This is a genomic window from Sinorhizobium prairiense (assembly GCF_029201645.2).
Lineage (GTDB): Bacteria > Pseudomonadota > Alphaproteobacteria > Rhizobiales > Rhizobiaceae > Sinorhizobium > Sinorhizobium meliloti_A.
The window spans coordinates 468,729-486,776 of record NZ_CP104133.1 but is presented as its reverse complement, the minus strand read 5'-3'; the positions used below and the strand labels follow the sequence as shown (position 1 = coordinate 486,776).

Genomic DNA, 18,048 nt, shown 5'->3' with positions numbered 1-18,048 from the left:
CGGTCGCGGCATCGTATCAGCGCCGTTCCGGGAAGAGCGCTTTAAGCCCTTCCGGCGACGGCGCGGCGATGCCGCGCTCGGTGATGAGTCCGGTGATCAGGCGCGCGGGCGTCACATCGAAGGCGGGATTTGCCGCGGGACTGCCCTCCGGCGAGATGCGAACGCTGGCGATGGAGCCGTCGGACGCGCGTCCCTGCACGAAGCTCACCTCGTCGCCGGGCCGTTCCTCGATCGGAATTTCCTTGACCCCGTCATGGACCGTCCAGTCGATCGTGGGCGACGGCAGAGCGACATAGAAGGGCACGTCGTTGTCCCGTGCGGCGAGCGCCTTGAGGTAGGTGCCGATCTTGTTGCAGACGTCGCCATTGGCCGTGGTGCGGTCGGTGCCGACGATCACCATGTCCACGTCGCCGTGCTGCATGAGATGGCCGCCGGCATTGTCGACGATCAGCGTGTGCGGCACGCCATGGCTGCTCATCTCCCAGGCGGTGAGATAGGCGCCCTGATTGCGCGGCCGCGTCTCGTCGACATAGACGTGCACCGGTATGCCTTCCTCGACCGCCATGTAGATCGGCGCCGTCGCGGTGCCGTAATCGACGGTTGCCAGCCAGCCGGCATTGCAATGGGTGAGGATGCGAACCGGCTCGCCCGGCTTCTTCTTTGCGGCGATTTCGCGGATGACGTTGAGGCCGTTCGCACCGATGGCGCGGTTGAGTTCGACGTCCTCTTCGGCGATTTCCGCGGCACGCTCATAGGCCGCGTCCGCGCGTCCTGCTTCCGGCAGCGGGCGCAGATGGTCCCGCATCGCGTCGAGGGCCCAACGCAGGTTGATGGCGGTCGGTCGCGTTTCGTGAAGCTCGTCCCAGACGGCATCAAGATGCACATCCGATGGGTCCTTCGCCATGGCAATGGCAACGCCGTAGGCGGCGGTGACGCCGATCAGCGGCGCGCCGCGCACCCACATATCGTGAATGGCGACGGCCACGTCGGCAACAGTCTTCAGCGTCACGACACGCAAGTCGTGCGGCAGCCAGCGCTGGTCGATGATGTCGACGGAGCGGCCATCCTCGTTGAGCCAGATCGTGTGGTAATGACGTTCTCCGATTTTCACGCGAGTGTCTCCTTCTGAAGCCGCTCCGCCGTGGCGCGGATGTCCCTGAGGCTGTGGATGCGATGCCGGTTGACGGCGAGATGACGTCCAAGCTTCAACGCCTTGCTTTCGCAGGCGGCGCGGCGGTCGGGATCGGCAATCGTTTCGAAATCGGCATTGTGGGCGAGACCGAGAATGCGGCGGTGGATCTCAATTCCGGCAAAGCCCAGCATCTCGCGCCAGATTTCCTCGATGACGATATTGAGCGCCTGCTCGGCGCCGAGCGCGTCGTTCCTGTCCTCAAAAACGCGCGCCTGATAAAGCATGCCCATGCGCTCGGTCCGCCAGAGTCGGGCAAATTCGGAGCGGAACGTTTCCCAGATCGTTTCGATCGTCTCGAGCAGATAGACGCGCATGCTGTCGCGCGCGCCGGTCGTGCTCTCCTGGCCGCTCTGCGAGAAGTAGCTCATCCAGAAATTGGCGAGAAGCATCCCGACGTCGAAGCTGATCGGTCCGTAGAAGGCGAATTCCGGGTCTATGACGCGGGTCTCGGCGTCCGTGACCATCACCGAACCGGTATGCAGGTCGCCGTGGCAGAGCGTTTCGGCCTTGGCAGAGAAGAGATGCTTCAGCCGCTGCGCCTCGACCTTGAGGTCACGGTCGGAACGGAGCTCCGTCACGATCGGGTCGAGCTGCGGCGCGGTGTGGCGGTTGAGTTCGGCTTCGAAATAGGGATCGGAAAAAACGAGATTTTCGGTGATGTCGCACAGTTCGACATTGTCTGCAAAGAGCGCCAGGTCCGCTTTCTTGTCGCGCGTCGCCATGGAAAGGTCCGAGCCGCGGAAAAGCGTGCGGGCGGCAAACAGCCCGAGATCGCAGCCTATATGGGGCAATTCGCGTCCATCGATCAGCGCGCGGCGCAGGATGACGTGCGGCGTCAGATACTCCATGACGATCAGCGCCTGCGTCTCGTCGAAGAAGAAGATCGCCGGCACCGTGCCGGGAGCACGCGCGGCCTGACGCACCAGCGCGTGGTATTCGAAGAAGGAGCGTTTCAGAGGCAGTGGCCAGCTCTCGCCGACAAGGCGCACATAAGGCAACGCCTGCTTCACGACCGCCGTGCCTTTGCTGCCCGTGACGATGAAGACGAGGTTGAGATTGCCGTCGCCGACCTCCTTGACGGTCCAGTGCGAGACGTCCTCGCCGATCTTCTCCCTGAGAGCGGAATTGCCGCCGAGCCGATGCGGCAATGTTTCGGCGCTGAGCGCCTCGAAGACTTGCTTGTCCATATCGTCCTCCTCCTGCGCAGGGCGCGGCCTCCACCACCCGCCGCCACGGCACAGCTAAGGCGCCATTCTGGCAAATGTCAATGACCTTGACATTTGATGAATGGCTATCCTAACGTGCAGCGTCGGGAGGAGACAATGAGCGGACAGGCAGTGTTTCGCATCGAGGGCGTGCGCAAATCCTTTGGACCCGTGCAGGTCCTCCAGGGGGTGGATCTCGATCTGAAGGCCGGCGCGGTAACGATTTTGATGGGCGCCAACGGCGCCGGAAAATCCACCCTCGTGCGCATTCTCTCCGGCGTCTATGGGCGCGACGCCGGCGCGATAACGCTTGCGGATGCAGCTTTCGAGCCGGTGACGCCCGCCGAGGCGATCCGCGCCGGCGTCGTCACCGTGCACCAGAACATCAACGACGGGGTCGTCGCCGACCTCGATGTCGCAACCAATCTGACGTTCGACCGGCTGAACGGGCGTGGCTCGCGGTTCTTCTTCAATCCGCGGCGCGTCCGGCGCGAGGCGGCCGCGGTCGCCGCCCATATGGGGCTCTCCATCGATCTTGCCGCCAACGTCAACGACCTGACGCTTGCCGACCGGCAGATGGTGGCGATTGCCCGGGCGATGTCGCATGAGCCGAAGGTGCTAATCCTCGACGAGCCGACCTCCTCCCTCTCGAGCGCCGAAGCGGACCGCCTCTTCGATCTGGTCGACCGGCTGAAGGCACGCGGCGTCGCCATTCTCTATATCTCGCACCGCATGTCGGATATCCGCCGTCTCGCCGACCGCATCGTCTCGCTTCGCGATGGCCGGATCACGGGCCGTTTCGACGGGCCCGACCTCGACTACGAGGGCGCCGTCGACGCGATGCTGGGCCGCAAGGTTTCGGCCGGCAAAATCGCGGTGCACAAGGCCGGCGGGCCGATCTTCAAGGTGCGCGGCCTGAAGCTCTCCGACCATGCGCGGCCTTTCGATATCGATCTCCTCGACGGCGAGATCGTCGCGGTCACCGGCCTGGTTGGGGTCGGCAAGACGGCGCTTGCCGAAACGCTGTTTGGTGCGCGCTCCCCGGTGGCCGGCGAAATGACCCTTGACGGCTTGCGCTATGCGCCGACGACAACCGGTCAGGCGATTGCGCGCGGCGTTTTCCTCGTTGCGAAGGATCGCGCCGAAAGCGGTATCGTGCCCGATTTCAACATCTACGAGAACATCAGCCTGCCGTTTCTGAGCAGGCTCTCCCGCTTCGGCATATCGAGCCGCAGGGCCGAAAGAGAGAAGGCGCGCGGGCAGATCACCTCGCTCGGCGTCATCTGCCGAAACGAACGCGACGAGATGCAGACACTTTCGGGCGGAAACCAGCAGAAGGTGATGGTCGGGCGCTGGCTCTGCGAGCCTTCCCGATTGCTCATCCTCGACGAGCCGTTCCAGGGCGTCGACATCGCCGCGCGCCGGGACATCGGCAACAAGCTGCGCATCTCGGCCGCGGGCCGTTCCACCATCCTCTTCCTGACCGAACTCGACGAAGCGTTCGAGGTCGCCGACCGCATCCTCGTCATGTCGGAGCAGACCATCGTCGGCGAACATCGGAACACTGAAGTCGATGTCGAGCGCCTGCTGTCGGAGATCGCCGGTCAATCCCATCAGCAGGTCATGCATTATGAGCAGTGAACAGAGCAAATCCGCCGCGGCCCCCGTGCTTCCAGGCCCGTGGAGCATCAGGGAAACCGCGATCAAGTACGGCTTCCTCATGCTGCTCGCCGGCATGGTTCTTTATTTCTCGCTCGTAACCGGAGGTTTTGCCTCCCCTCAAAGCGCCGTCTTCATTTTGCAATCGGTGTCGATCACCGGCATTCTGGCCCTCGGCGTGACGGCGACGCTTGTCGTCGGGGGGTTCGACCTGTCCATAGGCTCGGTCGCCACCACGGCGATGATGGCTTCGTCCTATGTCATGGTGGTGATGGGGGGTGACGCGCTTACGGCGGCGCTCGTCTGCCTTGCCGTCGGCGCGCTCGTCGGCCTGGTCAACGGCTTCATCATCGTCTACATGCGCGTTCCGGACCTTCTGGCTACCCTCGGCATGATGTTCCTGCTGCTCGGCCTTCAGCGCATCCCGACCGAGGGCCGCTCGATTGCCGCGGGCATGACGCTGCCCGACGGTTCGGTCGCGACCGGCACTTTCAGTCCGGCTTTCCTTGCGCTCGGGCGCCACCGCTTCGATCTGGTCCTGCCGAACCTCGTGCCGGTCTCGGTCGTGGTGCTCGTGGTGCTCGCCGTGGCGATCTGGTTCTTCCTCGAATACACCCGCTTCGGCCGCATAATGTATGCGGTCGGATCCAACGAGCGCGCGGCCGCGCTCGCGGGGGCGCCGGTCAATGCCTACAAGATCTCGGCCTACGTCATTTCCGGCGTCTTCGCCTCTATCGGCGGCATTCTGCTCGCAGCACGCCTCGGCCGCGGCGATATCGCTTCCGGAAACAATTTGCTGCTCGACGCCGTCGCCGCCGCGCTGATCGGTTTTGCCGTGCTGGGAGCGGCCAAGCCGAATGCTTTCGGTACCGCCGTCGGCGCGCTTTTCGTCGGCATCCTCCTGCAGGGCCTGACGATGATGAATGCGCCGTACTACACGCAGGATTTCATCAAGGGCGCGGTACTCGTCGTCGCCCTGATCTTTACCTTTGCGCTCTCGAAAAGAGGCAAACGCTGAGGAGACCTCGGCGGACCGTCAAAGTTCATCAGTGGAGGAGACTGACATGGACATAACTCGCAGAACCCTGGGCAGATGGACGCTCGCGCTTATGGGCGCGGCTGCCTTCGGCGTACCGTCCCTTGCCGCCGACATGCCGAAGCCGTTCGACAAGCCCGGCGACGTGAAGATCGCGCTCGTGCGTTACCTTTCGACCGGCGACTTCTTTCAGTCCTATCTCGCGGGCGTCGAAGCGCAGGCCAAGGCGCTCGGGGTGCAGCTTCAGATCTTCGACAGCCGTCAGGACGCCGCGCTCCAGGCCGATATGGTCGATCAGGCGATCGCGCTCGGAGTGGATGGCATCATCATCCAGCACGGCCTGACCGAATCCATGAAGGAAGCTGCACAGCGCGCGGTCGATGCCGGCATCAAGGTCGTCGCCTTCGACGTGAATGTCGAGAACGAGAAGATCCCGCAGATCGAACAGTCCGACCGCGACCTCGCCCGTCTCGCCCTCGAGCAGGCGATCAAGGATAACGGCGAGAGCTTCAAGGCCGGTTACGTCTACGTCGCCGGGATCGCCCCGCTCGACCGCCGCGACGAGACCTGGAAGGAATTCAAGACGAAATATTCCGGCATCGAGGAAGCTGCCCAGTTCGGCACGATGGACAACCCGATCGCAAATTCCGTCGCCAACCAGGCCCGTTCCGTGATTTCAGCCAACCCGGACATCACCGTGATGTTCGCCCCCTATGACGAATTCGCCAAGGGTGTGAAGATCGCGGTCGACGAGGCGGGCCTCTCCTCCAGCGTGAAGATCTATTCGGCCGACATTTCGACCTCGGACATCGCCGCCATGCGGGAGGCGGGCTCGGCCTGGGTGGCGACCGCCGCGACGAATCCCGCCGTCGTCGGCCAGGTCTCGGTGCGCTCGCTTGCCATGCTGCTTGCCGGCGAGGATCCCGGCCGTCAGGTGATCGTGCCGCCGACGCTGATCACCCAGAAGGACCTGAGCGATCAGGACATCAAGAACATGGAAGAACTCGGCGTGAAGCTGCCGCAATTCGCTCATGCCGACGTCGCCATGCCGGCCTGGATGCCGAAGCCCTGATTGCGTGCGCCGCGCGTCCGGATGGACGCTCGGCGCGCATATTCAACGATCGCGGCTCCAGCGGTCCATGATCCGCCGCGCCATCGAGGCGGTGACGACGAGATGCGAAGCAAACCCGCCCTTCAGAGCCGCCACCAGCGGCTCGAATTTGCTGTCCTCCTGCACCACCAGCATGCGCTTCCGGATCGCGCGGATGGAGTCGAGGTCTGCCGAGATGCAGCGCCGATTATGCGCGCAGTCCATCCACTGACCGTCGAGATCGATCAGTTGTCCGGCGATGACGCCGGCTGCCCCCCTTTTGCCCATGGCATGCATGTCTTTCGCCGAAAGGGCACCGCATTTGACGAGGTGGCTGTCCTCCTCGATGCCTCCGACGGAGTAGAGCGCGAGCTTGCAGTCCGAAATCGTGGCAAGTTGCTCCCGGATGACGGGCTCGCGGCGCAACTCCTCGGCAAGCCGCTCGGATGAGAGGACGAGGGGCGCATAGAAATTGATGCCTTCCGCATTGAGACGACGGGCGATTTCCGTGGTGCACTGATCCGGGCGGTAGGAGTAGGGAGCGCCGAGATTGCCGCAGAGCTGCACGACCGACACGCCCCGAAGATCGGCAAACGGCATGACGTCCGCTATGTGATACACGGTGCGGCCCCAGGCGACCCCTATCCGGTCCCCCTTATTGATGAGCTCCAGGAAAACCGAGGCCGCCACCACGGGCATCTCGACGGCCGGGTCCATGGCCTGCCGGTCCTCGGGGACGATCCAGACGCTCGTCAGTCCCGCGGCGTCCTCCAGCTCGCGGGCAAGGACGTCGTCGGAGAAGAGCTCCGTCGATGTGGTGATGGTGACGATGCCCATCTCGCGCGCCTTGCGCAGATACATGGCGATGGAAGCACGCGAGATTTCCAGCCGCTGGGCGACTTCATCCTGGCGCAGGCCATGCGTATAGTAGAGCCAGGCGGCCTTGTGGATGATCTGGTCGTTGGCGCGGATCGGCATGAAGTTCTTTCGGACGGAGATGCTGACATAATTCATCACGCGTGACAAATGTCAAGTGCGCCGGCCGACGATCGGCCCACATGCGGGGGCGCCCTCGCGGTGGACGGCATTTTTGCTGTTGTCCCAGCGTCGCCACTCGACCCTCCGCGCGATTTCCTCGTTGACGACGCTCCCTCTCAGCGACTATATATCATATATCATTGTGGAGGTTGCCGTGGCAGATTACGTCGTTGTCGGGGGAGGTTCGGCGGGCAGTGCCCTCGCCGGAAGGCTCGCTATGTCGAATACGGGAAAGGTCGTCGTGCTGGAAGGAGGGCCGCGCGACAGCCATCCGCTGATCCACATACCCGCCGGTTTCGTCAAACTTCTCGGTTCGAAGCTTCTCTACCACTACAAGACCGAGGCGCAAGAGGGGCTTGGCGGCCGCGCGCCGGTCATGCCGCAGGGCGCCGTGCTCGGTGGCGGCGGTTCGGTCAACGCCACCATATATATTCGCGGCCAGCGAGCGGATTACGACACCTGGTCGTCGCTGGGAGCCGAAGGCTGGTCCTATGCGGACGTGCTGCCCTGATTTTCGCCGTGCGGAAGACAACGATCGGTTCTCCGACGTCTATCACGGCACCAAGGGTCCGCTCGGCGTTTCCGATCTCCGGCAGGTGAACGACCTGACGCGCGCCTTCGTGCGTAGTGCACAGGAAGCCGGCATACCTTTCACGCCGGATTTCAACGGCCGACGGCAGAGCGGCGTCGGCTACAACCAGACCACCACGCGCAACGCAAGACGCTGCAGTGCGGCCGTGGCCTATCTGCGGCCGGCGCTATCGTCCGGAAATCTGGAAATTCTCACCGGTTGCTTCGTCACTCGCATCCTGTTCGAAGGAGACCGGGCAGTGGGCGTGGAATACCAGCGGAACGGCGAAATGCAAACGATCAGGGCGGAGAAGGAGGTCATCCTTTCGGCTGGCGCGGTTCAGACTCCGAAGCTCCTGATGCTTTCGGGCGTCGGGCCCGAGGACGAGTTGAAGCGTCATGGCATTGCCGTGCGGCATCGCCTCGAAGGAATAGGCCAGAACCTTCAGGATCACCTCGAATTCCCCGCGATCCGCTATTGCACGGGGCGCTACGGTTACTTTGGTGAGGATACTCTGGTGCGTTCCGTCCGCAACGGCCTCCAATACCTGCTGTTCAAATCAGGCCCGGTCATGTCGAACGTCACGGAGGCCTGCGCCTTCGTCAATGTCGACGATAAGGAGGAGGAACCGAACGTGCAGCTTCATTTCGTTCCGATCGTCTTCATGGATTCGGATCAGGAGCAGATCAAGCGCGCGGGTGCCACGATCAATCCATGCGTGCTCAGACCCCACAGCCGCGGCGAAATCCGCTTGCGGTCGACCAACCCGGCCGACCATCCCATGATCGATCCGCGCTATCTCAGCCACCCCGAAGACATGCGCCTTTCGATCAAGGGTCTCAAACTGGCGCGGGAGATCCTTGCGCAGCCCGCTTTCGCGCCTTTCGTCGAGAAGGCGGAAGCATTCCCCGGGCCGGATGCCGAGGACGATCAGACGCTGCAGTCCTATATACGCTCCAAAGGCAAGACGGTGTATCACCCGGTGGGAACCTGCCGGATGGGAACGGACGACATGGCGGTCGTCGACCCGCAACTGCGCGTGCGGGGTTTGAGGAATCTTAGAATTGTGGACAATTCCATTATGCCCACATTGATTTCGGGCAATACCAATGCGCCCGCTATTATGATCGGCGAAAAAGCGTCGGATCTGATCCGCGGCATCGATCCGCTGCCGCCGAGCAATGCCTGACGCCGATCAGACTTTTGAGCCGGAACGCAATGCGGATGGAGGCGCCATGACGAGTTTGAGCAAACTGGATAGGGGCAACCTTTCCGAGCAGGTCTATGCGGCGATCCGGGGAACACTGATGGACGGGCGATACGAGCCCGGGGAGCGCCTGCGCATCAGCGGTCTGGCGGACGAGCTGGGCGTATCGATCACACCCGTCCGCGAGGCGATTTTTAGGCTCGTCAGCGAACACGCACTGGAAATGAAGGCGGCGACGGCGATACATGTGCGCAACCTCGCGCCTGCCGAGCTCCGCGAGATCCAGTTCATTCGCCATCACCTCGAAGGTGAGTCGGCGGCGTTGGCTGCCGAGCGCATCACGTCGAAGCAACTGGCCAATCTGGAGCACCTGCAGGAGGCGTTCAGGGTCGCCGCCGGCACGGACCCGCAGGAGGCTTCTCTGATCAATCGTCAATTCCATTTTGCGGTCGTCGCGGCCTCGGACCTGCCGCTCGTTTTTGCGACGGTCGAGAACATGTGGACGCTGATGGGACCTCTGCTTCGGACTTTCCATATGACAGTGCCGGTGCGCGACCTGACGAGCGGCGCACACAAGCATTACGACCTTCTTCGCGCCCTGGCAAAGCGCGATGCTGCAGGCGCCAGGGCCGCAATGCAGGAGGACATCGCCTGGGGCAAAGTCCTCGTCGACTGGCTGGAGCGGCAGCGCGCGGGAACCGCGGGCTGATCGCTCCCGCCTGGGCTAGAATGGCTCGTCTGCGTTTGGCCCTCATCTGCCTGCCGGCATCTTCTCCCCGTCATCGACGGAGAGAAGCGCGCATGGTGCGAGGCCGGCGCTCTCCCAGCGCAGGTTACCCGCTCGTTTCGGGCAGATGTGGGGCCATGTGCCCCACCCGATCAAAGCTCGATCCAGGTCGTCTTCAGTTCGGTGTACTTGTCGAGCGCATGCAGCGACTTGTCGCGTCCGTTGCCGGATTGCTTGTAGCCGCCGAAAGGCACCGTCACGTCGCCATGGTCGTAGCAATTGACCCAGACGCTCCCGGCGCGCAGTTTCCGTGAGATCCGGTGGGCGCGGGAGAGGTCGCGCGTCCATACGGCCGCCGCGAGGCCGTAGCTCGTATCGTTCGCGACGCGCACGGCCTCCTCGTCGTCCTTCACGGTAATGGTCGAGAGGACCGGTCCAAAGATTTCCTCCCTTGCTATAGCCATAGAGTTTTTCACGTTCGCGAAGATCGTCGGATTGAGGTAATAGCCGCCGAGCTCCGTGTCCGGACGGTCGCCGCCGAGCACGAGGCGGGCGCCTTCCTCACGCCCCTTGGCGATGTAGCTCTCGACGCGTGAGCGATGGTCGTCCTCGACGAGCGCGCCGAGCCTTGTTTCCGGATCCAGCGGATCGCCGGGCCGTATCGACCTAGCCGTCTCGATGACGATATCGAGGAACTGGTCCTGGATCCGCTCCGACAGGATGAGGCGCGAGGGGGCGACGCAGACTTCGCCCTGGTTGAAGCAGATCGCCGTTGCCGCGCGTTCGGCGGCCGCACGCAATTCCGGCACGTCGTCGAGGATGATGTTCGGCGACTTGCCGCCGCATTCCAGAAACACGCGTTTCATGTTCGACTGACCAGCATATTGCAGGAAGAGCTTGCCCACTTCGCCCGACCCGGTGAAGGCGAGGCAATCGACGTCCATATGCATACCGATCGCCTTGCCGGCGGTCGGGCCGAAGCCCGGCAGCACGTTGAAAACGCCGTCCGGAATGCCGGCCTCCGCCGCGAGCTCGGCCATGCGCAGCGCCGTCAGCGGCGATTGCTCGGCCGGCTTCAGGATCACGGAATTGCCGGTCGCCAGGGCCGGTGCCAGTTTCCAGGCGGCCATCAGCATGGGGAAGTTCCAAGGCACGACGGCGCCGACGACGCCCACAGGCTCCCGGGTTATGGTCGCCAGCTGGTTCGGGCCGGTCGGCGCGATCTCGTCGTAAAGTTTGTCCGGGCACTCGGCGTACCATTGCAGAGTATCGAGGACCACATTCACGTCGATCGTCCGGCTTTCGCTAATCGGCTTGCCCATGTCCAGCGTTTCGAGGACCGCCAGCTCGTCCATGTGCTTCTCGAAGAGCGCCGCAAAGCGCTGGAGCACTTTCTTGCGCTCCTTCGGCGACCTGTCGCGCCAGACGCCGGTGTCGAATGCCCGCCGCGCCGCCTTCACGGCGAGGTCGACGTCTGCCGCATCGCAAGCCGCGACTTTGGCGATCATCTGACCGTCGCGCGGGGAAATATCGTCGAAGGTTTCGCCTGAAACCGATTCGACGAAACGCCCGTCGATGAAGGCCTGCCCTTTGATGGCAAGGCGGCTGCGAATTTCCTCGATATCGGATCTCGATAGGCGAAGGTTCATATTTTCCTCCAAATTCTGAGTGACATATATGATATATGATGTTAGATGGGTGTTGGCAAGCGAATGTTGCTGCTCGCGAGGACAGCAAGGGCAGGAGGATCCAGATTGTATTCGCCATTGAAAAATGATTCCCGACCGGACGAGGCGACCATTGCGCGGCTTCGCGATCGTGCGCAGTTCGTGCGGCTGGAAACGATCCGGCTGATCGAGATCGCCAAGGTCGGCCATTATACGTCGGTGTTTTCGGCGGCCGAGATCTTCGCGTCGCTCTATTACGATGTCATGAGCCTGAGCAGCGATCCGAAATGGGCCGACCGCGACCGCTTCCTGATGGGCAAGGGCCATGCGGCCGTCGGGCTTTTCCCCATTCTTGCCGATCTCGGCTACCTGCCGGCGGATGTGCTGAACGGCTACACGCGTCTGGGCAACCCGCTTGGCGACCATCCCGACATGCGCAAGGTTCCGGGCGTCGACTTCTCTTCTGGCTCCATCGGCCACGCCCTGTCGAACGGTCTCGGCATGGCGCTCGCCGCGCGCATGCAGGGCCGCTCCTTCACCACTTTCGTCATGCTGGGCGACGGCGAAATGCAGGAGGGACAGGTCTGGGAGGCGGCCCTCGGCGCCGCGCATCACAAGCTATCCCGCCTCGTGGCGATCGTCGACCGCAACGGCTACCAGCTCGACGGAGCGGTAGACGACGTCATGGGCATCGAGCCGCTCGACGAGAAGTGGCGCGCCTTCGGCTGGGAGGTGCAGGTGGTCGACGGCCACGATATCGCCGAACTGACCGCCGCGCTTCGCCGCGCCAAGGCGGACGGCGCGCGCACGCGGCCATGCTGCATCATCGCCCGTACCGTCAAGGGCAAGGGCGTGAGCTATATGGAAACCGAACCCGGCTGGCATCTCGGCTATCTCGATCCGAGTGATGCCGAAGCCGCCCGCGCCGAAATTCTTTCGAAGGTCATATGATATGAGCCGCGCCCTTGAACGTCCGCAATCACCCAATTCCTGGCACTACCGCGAATTGAATCAGAAAAACCCCGGCCTGGATCACCTCTCGAACGGATTGATCGACCTGGTGGGGCAGGGACATCCGGTCGTGGCGGGTTCGGCCGATCTGCAATACTCCAACGGCCTCAACCGATTTGCCGCGCGATATCCCGACCGTTACGTCGGCTTCGGAATATCGGAGCAGAACATGGTGTCGGCGGCTGCCGGGATCGCCACGACCGGCATGATTCCCTATGTCGCTACCTTCGCATCGTTTCTCGGATTGCTCACCTGCGAGCAGATCCGGATGGATATAGCCTATTGCGCATTGCCGGTGCGGCTGATCGGTCATCACACCGGTATCTCCATGGGCTTTTACGGCACGTCGCACCATGCGACCGAGGACATCGGCACGATGCGGTCGATAGCCGACCTGACGGTCGTTTCGACCGCCGACGGCCCACAGCTCGAGGCGGCGATTCGCGCGAGCATCGCGCATGACCGGCCGATCTATTTCCGGACCGGGCGAGGACGCGAGCCGGACCTCTACGATCCCAAGGCCGATTTCGTCTTCGGCAAGGCGATAGAGCACGCGCGCGGCGAGGAGTTGACGATCATCGCCTGCGGCCTGCCGGTGCACCCCTCCATTGAGGTTGCCAGGCGCCTCAACGTCGCGGGCCGTTCGATTGGCGTCATCGACATGGCGACCGTAAAGCCAATCGACCGCGACGCGATTCTGGAGGCGGCGTCCCGCTCGAAGGTCCTGATGACCATAGAGGAGCACAACGTGCTCGGCGGGCTGGGCGCTGCCGTCGCAGAGGTGTTGACGGATGAAGGGATTGGCAAGCGCCTCATCCGCCACGGCATTCGCGACGAATATGCGCTGATTGCGCCGCCGACTCATCTCTACGCCCATTACAAGCTGGACGAGAAGGGCATCGAGGAGGTCGTGCTCGCCGCGATCGGCTGAAGGAGGGGCGACGGCAGTCATTTGCCGGGGAAGAAAATATATCATGTATCGACAAAAGAGGCTCGTGAACCGTCGCGAGTCGAAAAAGGAGGAGGAGTACCAATGAAGACCTATGAAAAATTCGCCGCCGCGGCGCTCACGTTCGCGGCGCTGTCGGGACCGGCGCCTGCCGCGGAGAAACACGAGCTCTATTCCCACCTACCGAACACGGCCCTATCCGGCGTGATCGATCCTCAGATGGCCGACAGAAGCGACATCGAGAAAGCTCTGCCTGAAGACGCCGAAGGATCCAAAGAACATCGCGATCGGCTGGACGGAGATCACACTCGGCAACGCTTGGTTCGTCGAGGTGGTTGAAGCGGCAAAGCGCAAGGCGGCCGAATATGGCGGCTACACCCTCGACATCCAGGTTGCAGACGGCGACCCGTCGAAGACTTCGGCGCATTTCGATTCCTTCATCACCAAGGGCGTGGACGTCATCGTCGTCGATCCCACGGATGTGGTTGGCGCCGCGACCGATGCCCAGCGTGCCGTTGATGCTGGAATTCCCGTCATCGCGCTCGGCACGGTTCCCGATGCCTCGGGTCCCTTCGTCACGACGGTTCTCGCTAATCCCTTCGGCAACGGCTTCGAAGCGGGTATTTACGCCGCCAAGCAGGTCGGCATGGATGTGCCGATCGTTTCCGGCGTAACCATCGGCACGCTCGGCAATTCGACGTCCGAAAGCCGCATCACCGGTCTGCTGTCCGGGATCGTCTTCGAACGATCGAACCAGTTCGGCCTTGGCTTCAGCCAGGAGGACGCCAAGCTGAAAGGCTTCGAACTGTTTCAACAGCTGAAGACAGGAGGCTCGTTCAACTGGACGGAAGGCCGCTTCGAGGTCGTCGGTATCCAGCCGGGCGGCTGGACGGAAGAGGGCGGGCTGAAGGGAGCGGAGGACCTGCTTGCCGGGCACGGCAGCCGCATCAACCTGATGCTGGCCGAAAACGACTTCATGGGCATCGGCGCGCTGACAGCGATCGAGAATATCGGCAAGAAGGGCCAGATTCCGGTCGCCTGTGCAGCCGACGGCTTCCGCATCGCGCTAGAGCACATCAAGGACGGCGATCTCCTGGTGACAGGCGCCAATAGCGGCCGCGCAACGGGTGAAGGCGTCATGATCCTGATCGAGCAGATTTTCCGAAAGGGTTTCGACGCCAACAATCTGCCGCTCGGTTCCTATTTCCCGGCCGAGATCATCACCGGGGAGAACGTCGACGAATTCGCCGATCCGGACCCGTCGAACCCGTTCTTCAAATACGAGGTTCCTCCGTTCCGCACGATCTCGGAAATCCGCAGCTGAAGTTGTTCCGCGTACCGCCGGCCTGGCCGGCGGTACGTCACGGAAGGAGGAGCAGATGCATCTTTCGATGTCGCAGATCGACAAGGCCTTCGGCGGTGTCACCGCGCTTCAGGGCGCTTGCCTGGAGGCGTTCGGCGGCGAGGTCCACGGCCTCATGGGGGAAAACGGAGCGGGCAAGTCCACTCTCATGAAAGTCCTTGCCGGCGCCTACCGGCGCGACGTCGGCGAGATCCGGATCGATGGCCGGGCCGTCGACATATCGTCGCCGCACGATGCGATCGCCAGGGGCATATCCGTCATCTACCAGGAATTCTCGCTTGCCGGCCACCTGTCCGTCGCGGAGAACGTGCTGATAGAGGAACTCGGGCGGCCGGGAATCCGCGTCGACTGGGCCGGCATGGTGCGGCGAACCCGAACGCTGCTTGCGGACATGGGTTTCGAGGACATCGATCCGATGCAGCCCGCCGGGACACTGCCGGTGGCCTACCAGCAGGTCGTGGAAATCTGCAAGGCCTTATCGCGTGAAAGCACGATCCTGGTCTTGGACGAGCCGACCGCCGTTCTTACCCATCATGAGACGGAGAAGCTGTTTCGGCTCATCCGGATGCTGCGGCAGCGCGGCGTGTGCGTCCTTTACATCTCGCATCGGCTCGAGGAGATATTTGCCCTTTGCGACCGCGTGACGGTGCTGAAGGACGGCCAGACCGTCGGCACTTGGCCCGTCGACGCGCTCGATCAGAAGGCGCTCGTCCGTCACATGATCGGTCGCGAGCTCTCCGATCTCTTTCCGGAGCGCAAGGCGGCCGTCGGCGACGTGCTGCTTGAGGTAGAGAAGCTCAATGCCGGACCGATGGTGCGGGACGTCACCTTTTCCGTGCGCGCGGGCGAGGTGCTCGGCGTGAGCGGTTTGGTGGGGGCAGGGCGCACGGAGACAATGCGCGCCATCTTCGGTGCCGATCCGCTCCAGTCCGGCCGCATCCGGCTGGCAGGCCGCGAGATCGCCATTCTTTCGCCCGGTCAGGCGGTCGCCAACGGTATCGGTATGCTGCCGGAGGACCGCAAGCATCAGGGTCTGCTTCTCGACTTGCCGATCCGGGTGAATGCCATGATGACGCCGGCAAATCCGTTCGTCTCGGCGCTCGGCTTTCTGCGCAACCGGGCGGAAACCGCTGCCGTCGAAGACATTGCGCGGCAGCTGCGGCTGAAAGCCAGCGGCACCGACGTACCGGCAGGCACACTTTCGGGGGCAACCAGCAGAAGGTGGCGCTCATGAAGTGGATCGCCGCGAAATGCCGCGTACTCATTTTCGACGAGCCGACGCGCGGCGTCGACGTGGGCGCCAAAGTCGAGATCTACCGGGTCATGAACGAACTCGCGGAAGCCGGCGCCGCCGTCATCATGGTCTCTTCGGACATGCTCGAGGTGATCGGCATGTCGGACCGCGTCATCGTCATGCGCCAGGGTGGGCTCGCCGGCGAACTTCAGAAACATCAAATCAGCGAGGAAGCCATCATCGACCTCGCCATGGGAACGGAGGCGTGACCCTCATGCACAAGAAAGCCGGTGTCGCCACCTTGCTGATCCGCTACAACATCTTCCTCATGCTCGGGCTGCTAGTCATCGCGTCGGCGATGCTGTCCGATGTCTTTCTGACGCCGCAGAATCTGTGGAACCTGATGAGGCAGCTCGTGCCGCTTGCGCTCGTCTCCATCGGCATGGTGCTGGTGATCCTGACCGGCGGCATAGACCTGTCGGTCGGCGCGGTTGCAGCGATCGGCGCCATGGTCATCGCGATGCTGTTACCCTATCTCCCGGATCAGGCGGCAGTCGGCCTGCTCATCGGCATGGCGGCCGCGGTTGCCGCCGGCTCTCTGCTCGGCGCGGTGACGGGCGCGCTCGTCGCGCTCTTCCGCATGGCTCCCTTCATCGCCTCGCTCGCCATGATGACGGTTGCTCGCGGCATCGCGTTCATGATGTCGAACGGCCAGCCGGTCCGCTTCCCCCGCGATACGGGCGCGGCGGATCTCATGCGTGCCTTCGGCAGCGGCACGGTGCCGGTTCTCGGCATGCCCTGGCCCGTCTTGATGGCCGTCCTCCTGATCATCCTCTTCGTCACGGTCATGGCGCAGACCAAGTTCGGCCGCCTCGTCATCGCGGCCGGTTCCAACGAGGTCGCGGTGCGTCTCGCCGGCATCCCCGTCGCCCGTTACAAATTCCTCGTCTATGCCATTGCCGGCGGTCTTTCCGCGTTCGCCGGCGTGGTCGCGACCTCGCGTACGGCGGTCGGCACGGCCAATACCGGCTTCGGGCTGGAGCTCGACGCGATCGCTGCCTGCGTCATCGGCGGCGCATTGCTGTCGGGGGGCAAGGGCACGGTTCTCAACACGATGATCGGAGTGCTCATTCTGGGGCTCATCGGCAACATCATGAACCTCCTGTCCGTGCCCGCCTATCCGCAGCAGATCATCAAGGGTGTCATCATCGTTTTCGCCGTCCTGCTCCAGAACGTCAGCGGTGAGGCGAAGCGGACCTGAGCCATCGGCCGGGCGCTCACGCGCCCGGCTCGTCCAGGAGATATTTTGCGAGCACCTCGATCTGACCGGTGATCATATGAACACCCTTATGAACAACGCAGCCGCGTTCCGATGCCAGCCGCAGCAAAGGCGTGACGTCGGGTTCCATCACGACTTCGGCCACCAGTGCTCCCGGCTCCAGCGTCCCGGGGTCCACCGGCAGCGGGTCGCCCGCCTTCATGCCGAGCGAGGTAGCGTTGACGACGAGGTCGAAGCCGCGGGCGTCTGCCGGTGCTGCCGCGGCGTCGCTTCCCGGGAAAGCCTCCCGCAGCCGCTCGGCAAGCTCCTCGGCTTTGACGGCGGAGCGGTTGGCTATCGCCAGCCGTTCGGTGCCACCGCGCACCAGCGCCTCGGCGATACCCGTGGCGGCGCCGCCGGCGCCGACCAGCAGCGCTCTACGTCCGCGGATCTCATGCCCCTCGCGAAGGAGGCCCTGCACGAAACCGGCGCCGTCGAACATTTCGCCGTGGAAGCTGCCGTCCGGCGTGCGCCGCGCGACATTGGCGACACCCAGAAAGCGCGCGGTTTCGGAAAGGCCGTCGCACAGACTGGCGACGCTGGTCTTATGCGGAATCGTGACGATCACGCCGGCAAGGCTCTCGACCCAGCGCAGCCCGTCGAAAGCGGCTGCAAGATTTTGCGGCGAGACCTGCCACGGCACGAGAACGGCGTCGAGGCTCCTTTCGGCGCAGTAAGCGTTGAAATAGGTGGGCGTGCGCAGATGATGGGACGGATAGGCCAGGTGCACCACCACACGTGTCGTACCGGAAATGCGCTGTTTCATTAGGGCTCCTTCGAG

General features: G+C 63.3%; 14 protein-coding genes and 2 pseudogenes. 11 read left to right on the top strand and 5 right to left on the bottom strand.

Features of this window, described 5'->3' with window-relative positions; genetic code table 11:
• Nucleotides 1-16: 16 nt before the first annotated feature.
• Nucleotides 17-1,111: an S-methyl-5-thioribose-1-phosphate isomerase gene (gene mtnA / locus N0Q91_RS25600; RefSeq protein WP_275599516.1), complete on the bottom strand. Its 1,095-nt coding sequence runs from the start codon at nt 1,109-1,111 to the stop codon at nt 17-19.
• Nucleotides 1,108-2,379, bottom strand: a complete 1,272-nt coding sequence (mtnK, locus tag N0Q91_RS25595) for an S-methyl-5-thioribose kinase (RefSeq protein WP_275599515.1) — start codon at nt 2,377-2,379, stop codon at nt 1,108-1,110. Before mtnK ends, mtnA begins: the two co-directional genes overlap by 4 nt.
• 135 nt (nt 2,380-2,514) lie before the next feature.
• Between mtnK and N0Q91_RS25590 the strand changes: the two genes are divergently transcribed.
• The 3 genes from N0Q91_RS25590 to N0Q91_RS25580 are packed head-to-tail and all read left to right on the top strand — an operon-like array spanning nt 2,515 to nt 6,164.
• The gene (locus tag N0Q91_RS25590) at nt 2,515-4,038 is read left to right on the top strand and encodes a sugar ABC transporter ATP-binding protein (protein WP_275599514.1); all 1,524 of its coding nucleotides are present in this window, start codon (nt 2,515-2,517) and stop codon (nt 4,036-4,038) included.
• Nucleotides 4,028-5,074, top strand: coding sequence for an ABC transporter permease (locus N0Q91_RS25585; protein WP_275599513.1), 1,047 nt, complete (start codon nt 4,028-4,030; stop codon nt 5,072-5,074). The genes N0Q91_RS25590 and N0Q91_RS25585 overlap by 11 nt, the downstream gene beginning before the upstream one ends.
• A 46-nt stretch (nt 5,075-5,120) precedes the next feature.
• Nucleotides 5,121-6,164, top strand: a complete 1,044-nt coding sequence (locus tag N0Q91_RS25580; protein ID WP_275599512.1) for a substrate-binding domain-containing protein — start codon at nt 5,121-5,123, stop codon at nt 6,162-6,164.
• Nucleotides 6,165-6,206: 42 nt separating this feature from the next.
• Here N0Q91_RS25580 and N0Q91_RS25575 read toward each other — a convergent pair whose 3' ends face one another.
• Nucleotides 6,207-7,196, bottom strand: coding sequence for a sugar-binding transcriptional regulator (locus N0Q91_RS25575; protein ID WP_275599511.1), 990 nt, complete (start codon nt 7,194-7,196; stop codon nt 6,207-6,209).
• A 178-nt stretch (nt 7,197-7,374) separates the two neighbouring features.
• On the opposite strand from N0Q91_RS25575, the pseudogene N0Q91_RS25570 reads away from it, so the two are divergent.
• Nucleotides 7,375-8,980, top strand: a pseudogene (locus tag N0Q91_RS25570) (GMC family oxidoreductase).
• Between the two features lie 46 nt (nt 8,981-9,026).
• Nucleotides 9,027-9,707 carry a GntR family transcriptional regulator gene (locus N0Q91_RS25565; RefSeq protein ID WP_100671606.1) on the top strand — a complete coding sequence of 227 codons (681 nt, stop codon included), beginning with the start codon at nt 9,027-9,029 and terminating at the stop codon, nt 9,705-9,707.
• A 170-nt stretch (nt 9,708-9,877) separates the two neighbouring features.
• Here the strand turns inward: N0Q91_RS25565 and N0Q91_RS25560 are convergent, their stop codons facing one another.
• On the bottom strand, nt 9,878-11,374 hold the full coding sequence (locus N0Q91_RS25560; protein WP_275599508.1) for an aldehyde dehydrogenase: 1,497 nt from the start codon (nt 11,372-11,374) through the stop codon (nt 9,878-9,880).
• Between the two features lie 105 nt (nt 11,375-11,479).
• Here N0Q91_RS25560 and N0Q91_RS25555 point away from each other — a divergent pair, with 105 nt between their 5' ends.
• From N0Q91_RS25555 to N0Q91_RS25530, 6 genes and pseudogenes are all read left to right on the top strand, one after another.
• Entirely contained in the window at nt 11,480-12,343 is an 864-nt protein-coding gene (locus N0Q91_RS25555) for a transketolase (RefSeq protein WP_100671140.1), read from the top strand.
• 1 nt (nt 12,344) lies between these two features.
• Nucleotides 12,345-13,334, top strand: coding sequence for a transketolase family protein (locus tag N0Q91_RS25550; protein ID WP_275599507.1), 990 nt, complete (start codon nt 12,345-12,347; stop codon nt 13,332-13,334).
• 102 nt (nt 13,335-13,436) lie between these two features.
• A complete protein-coding gene (locus tag N0Q91_RS25545; protein WP_275599506.1) occupies nt 13,437-13,691 on the top strand; it encodes a hypothetical protein in 255 nt (84 codons plus the stop codon).
• Nucleotides 13,684-14,676, top strand: a complete 993-nt coding sequence (locus N0Q91_RS25540; protein ID WP_275599505.1) for a sugar ABC transporter substrate-binding protein — start codon at nt 13,684-13,686, stop codon at nt 14,674-14,676. The genes N0Q91_RS25545 and N0Q91_RS25540 overlap by 8 nt, the downstream gene beginning before the upstream one ends.
• A gap of 55 nt (nt 14,677-14,731) precedes the next feature.
• Nucleotides 14,732-16,218: pseudogene (locus tag N0Q91_RS25535) on the top strand (sugar ABC transporter ATP-binding protein).
• A gap of 5 nt (nt 16,219-16,223) precedes the next feature.
• Entirely contained in the window at nt 16,224-17,210 is a 987-nt protein-coding gene (locus N0Q91_RS25530) for an ABC transporter permease (RefSeq protein WP_275599504.1), read from the top strand.
• A 16-nt stretch (nt 17,211-17,226) separates the two neighbouring features.
• Here the strand turns inward: N0Q91_RS25530 and N0Q91_RS25525 are convergent, their stop codons facing one another.
• On the bottom strand, nt 17,227-18,033 hold the full coding sequence (locus N0Q91_RS25525) for a shikimate dehydrogenase family protein (RefSeq protein WP_100671150.1): 807 nt from the start codon (nt 18,031-18,033) through the stop codon (nt 17,227-17,229).
• Nucleotides 18,034-18,048: the final 15 nt, after the last annotated feature.

Excerpts from the sequence above, each read along its gene's own strand:
- N0Q91_RS25525 (WP_100671150.1), bottom strand. The coding sequence starts at position 18,033 with ATGAAACAGCGCATTTCCGGTACGACACGTGTGGTGGTGCACCTGGCC.
- N0Q91_RS25575 (WP_275599511.1), bottom strand. The coding sequence starts at position 7,196 with ATGAATTATGTCAGCATCTCCGTCCGAAAGAACTTCATGCCGATCCGC.
- N0Q91_RS25590 (WP_275599514.1), top strand. The coding sequence starts at position 2,515 with ATGAGCGGACAGGCAGTGTTTCGCATCGAGGGCGTGCGCAAATCCTTT.
- N0Q91_RS25585 (WP_275599513.1), top strand. The coding sequence starts at position 4,028 with ATGAGCAGTGAACAGAGCAAATCCGCCGCGGCCCCCGTGCTTCCAGGC.
- N0Q91_RS25530 (WP_275599504.1), top strand. The coding sequence starts at position 16,224 with ATGCACAAGAAAGCCGGTGTCGCCACCTTGCTGATCCGCTACAACATC.
- N0Q91_RS25565 (WP_100671606.1), top strand. The coding sequence starts at position 9,027 with ATGACGAGTTTGAGCAAACTGGATAGGGGCAACCTTTCCGAGCAGGTC.
- N0Q91_RS25550 (WP_275599507.1), top strand. The coding sequence starts at position 12,345 with ATGAGCCGCGCCCTTGAACGTCCGCAATCACCCAATTCCTGGCACTAC.
- mtnK (WP_275599515.1), bottom strand. The coding sequence starts at position 2,379 with ATGGACAAGCAAGTCTTCGAGGCGCTCAGCGCCGAAACATTGCCGCAT.
- N0Q91_RS25580 (WP_275599512.1), top strand. The coding sequence starts at position 5,121 with ATGGACATAACTCGCAGAACCCTGGGCAGATGGACGCTCGCGCTTATG.
- N0Q91_RS25560 (WP_275599508.1), bottom strand. The coding sequence starts at position 11,374 with ATGAACCTTCGCCTATCGAGATCCGATATCGAGGAAATTCGCAGCCGC.
- N0Q91_RS25545 (WP_275599506.1), top strand. The coding sequence starts at position 13,437 with ATGAAGACCTATGAAAAATTCGCCGCCGCGGCGCTCACGTTCGCGGCG.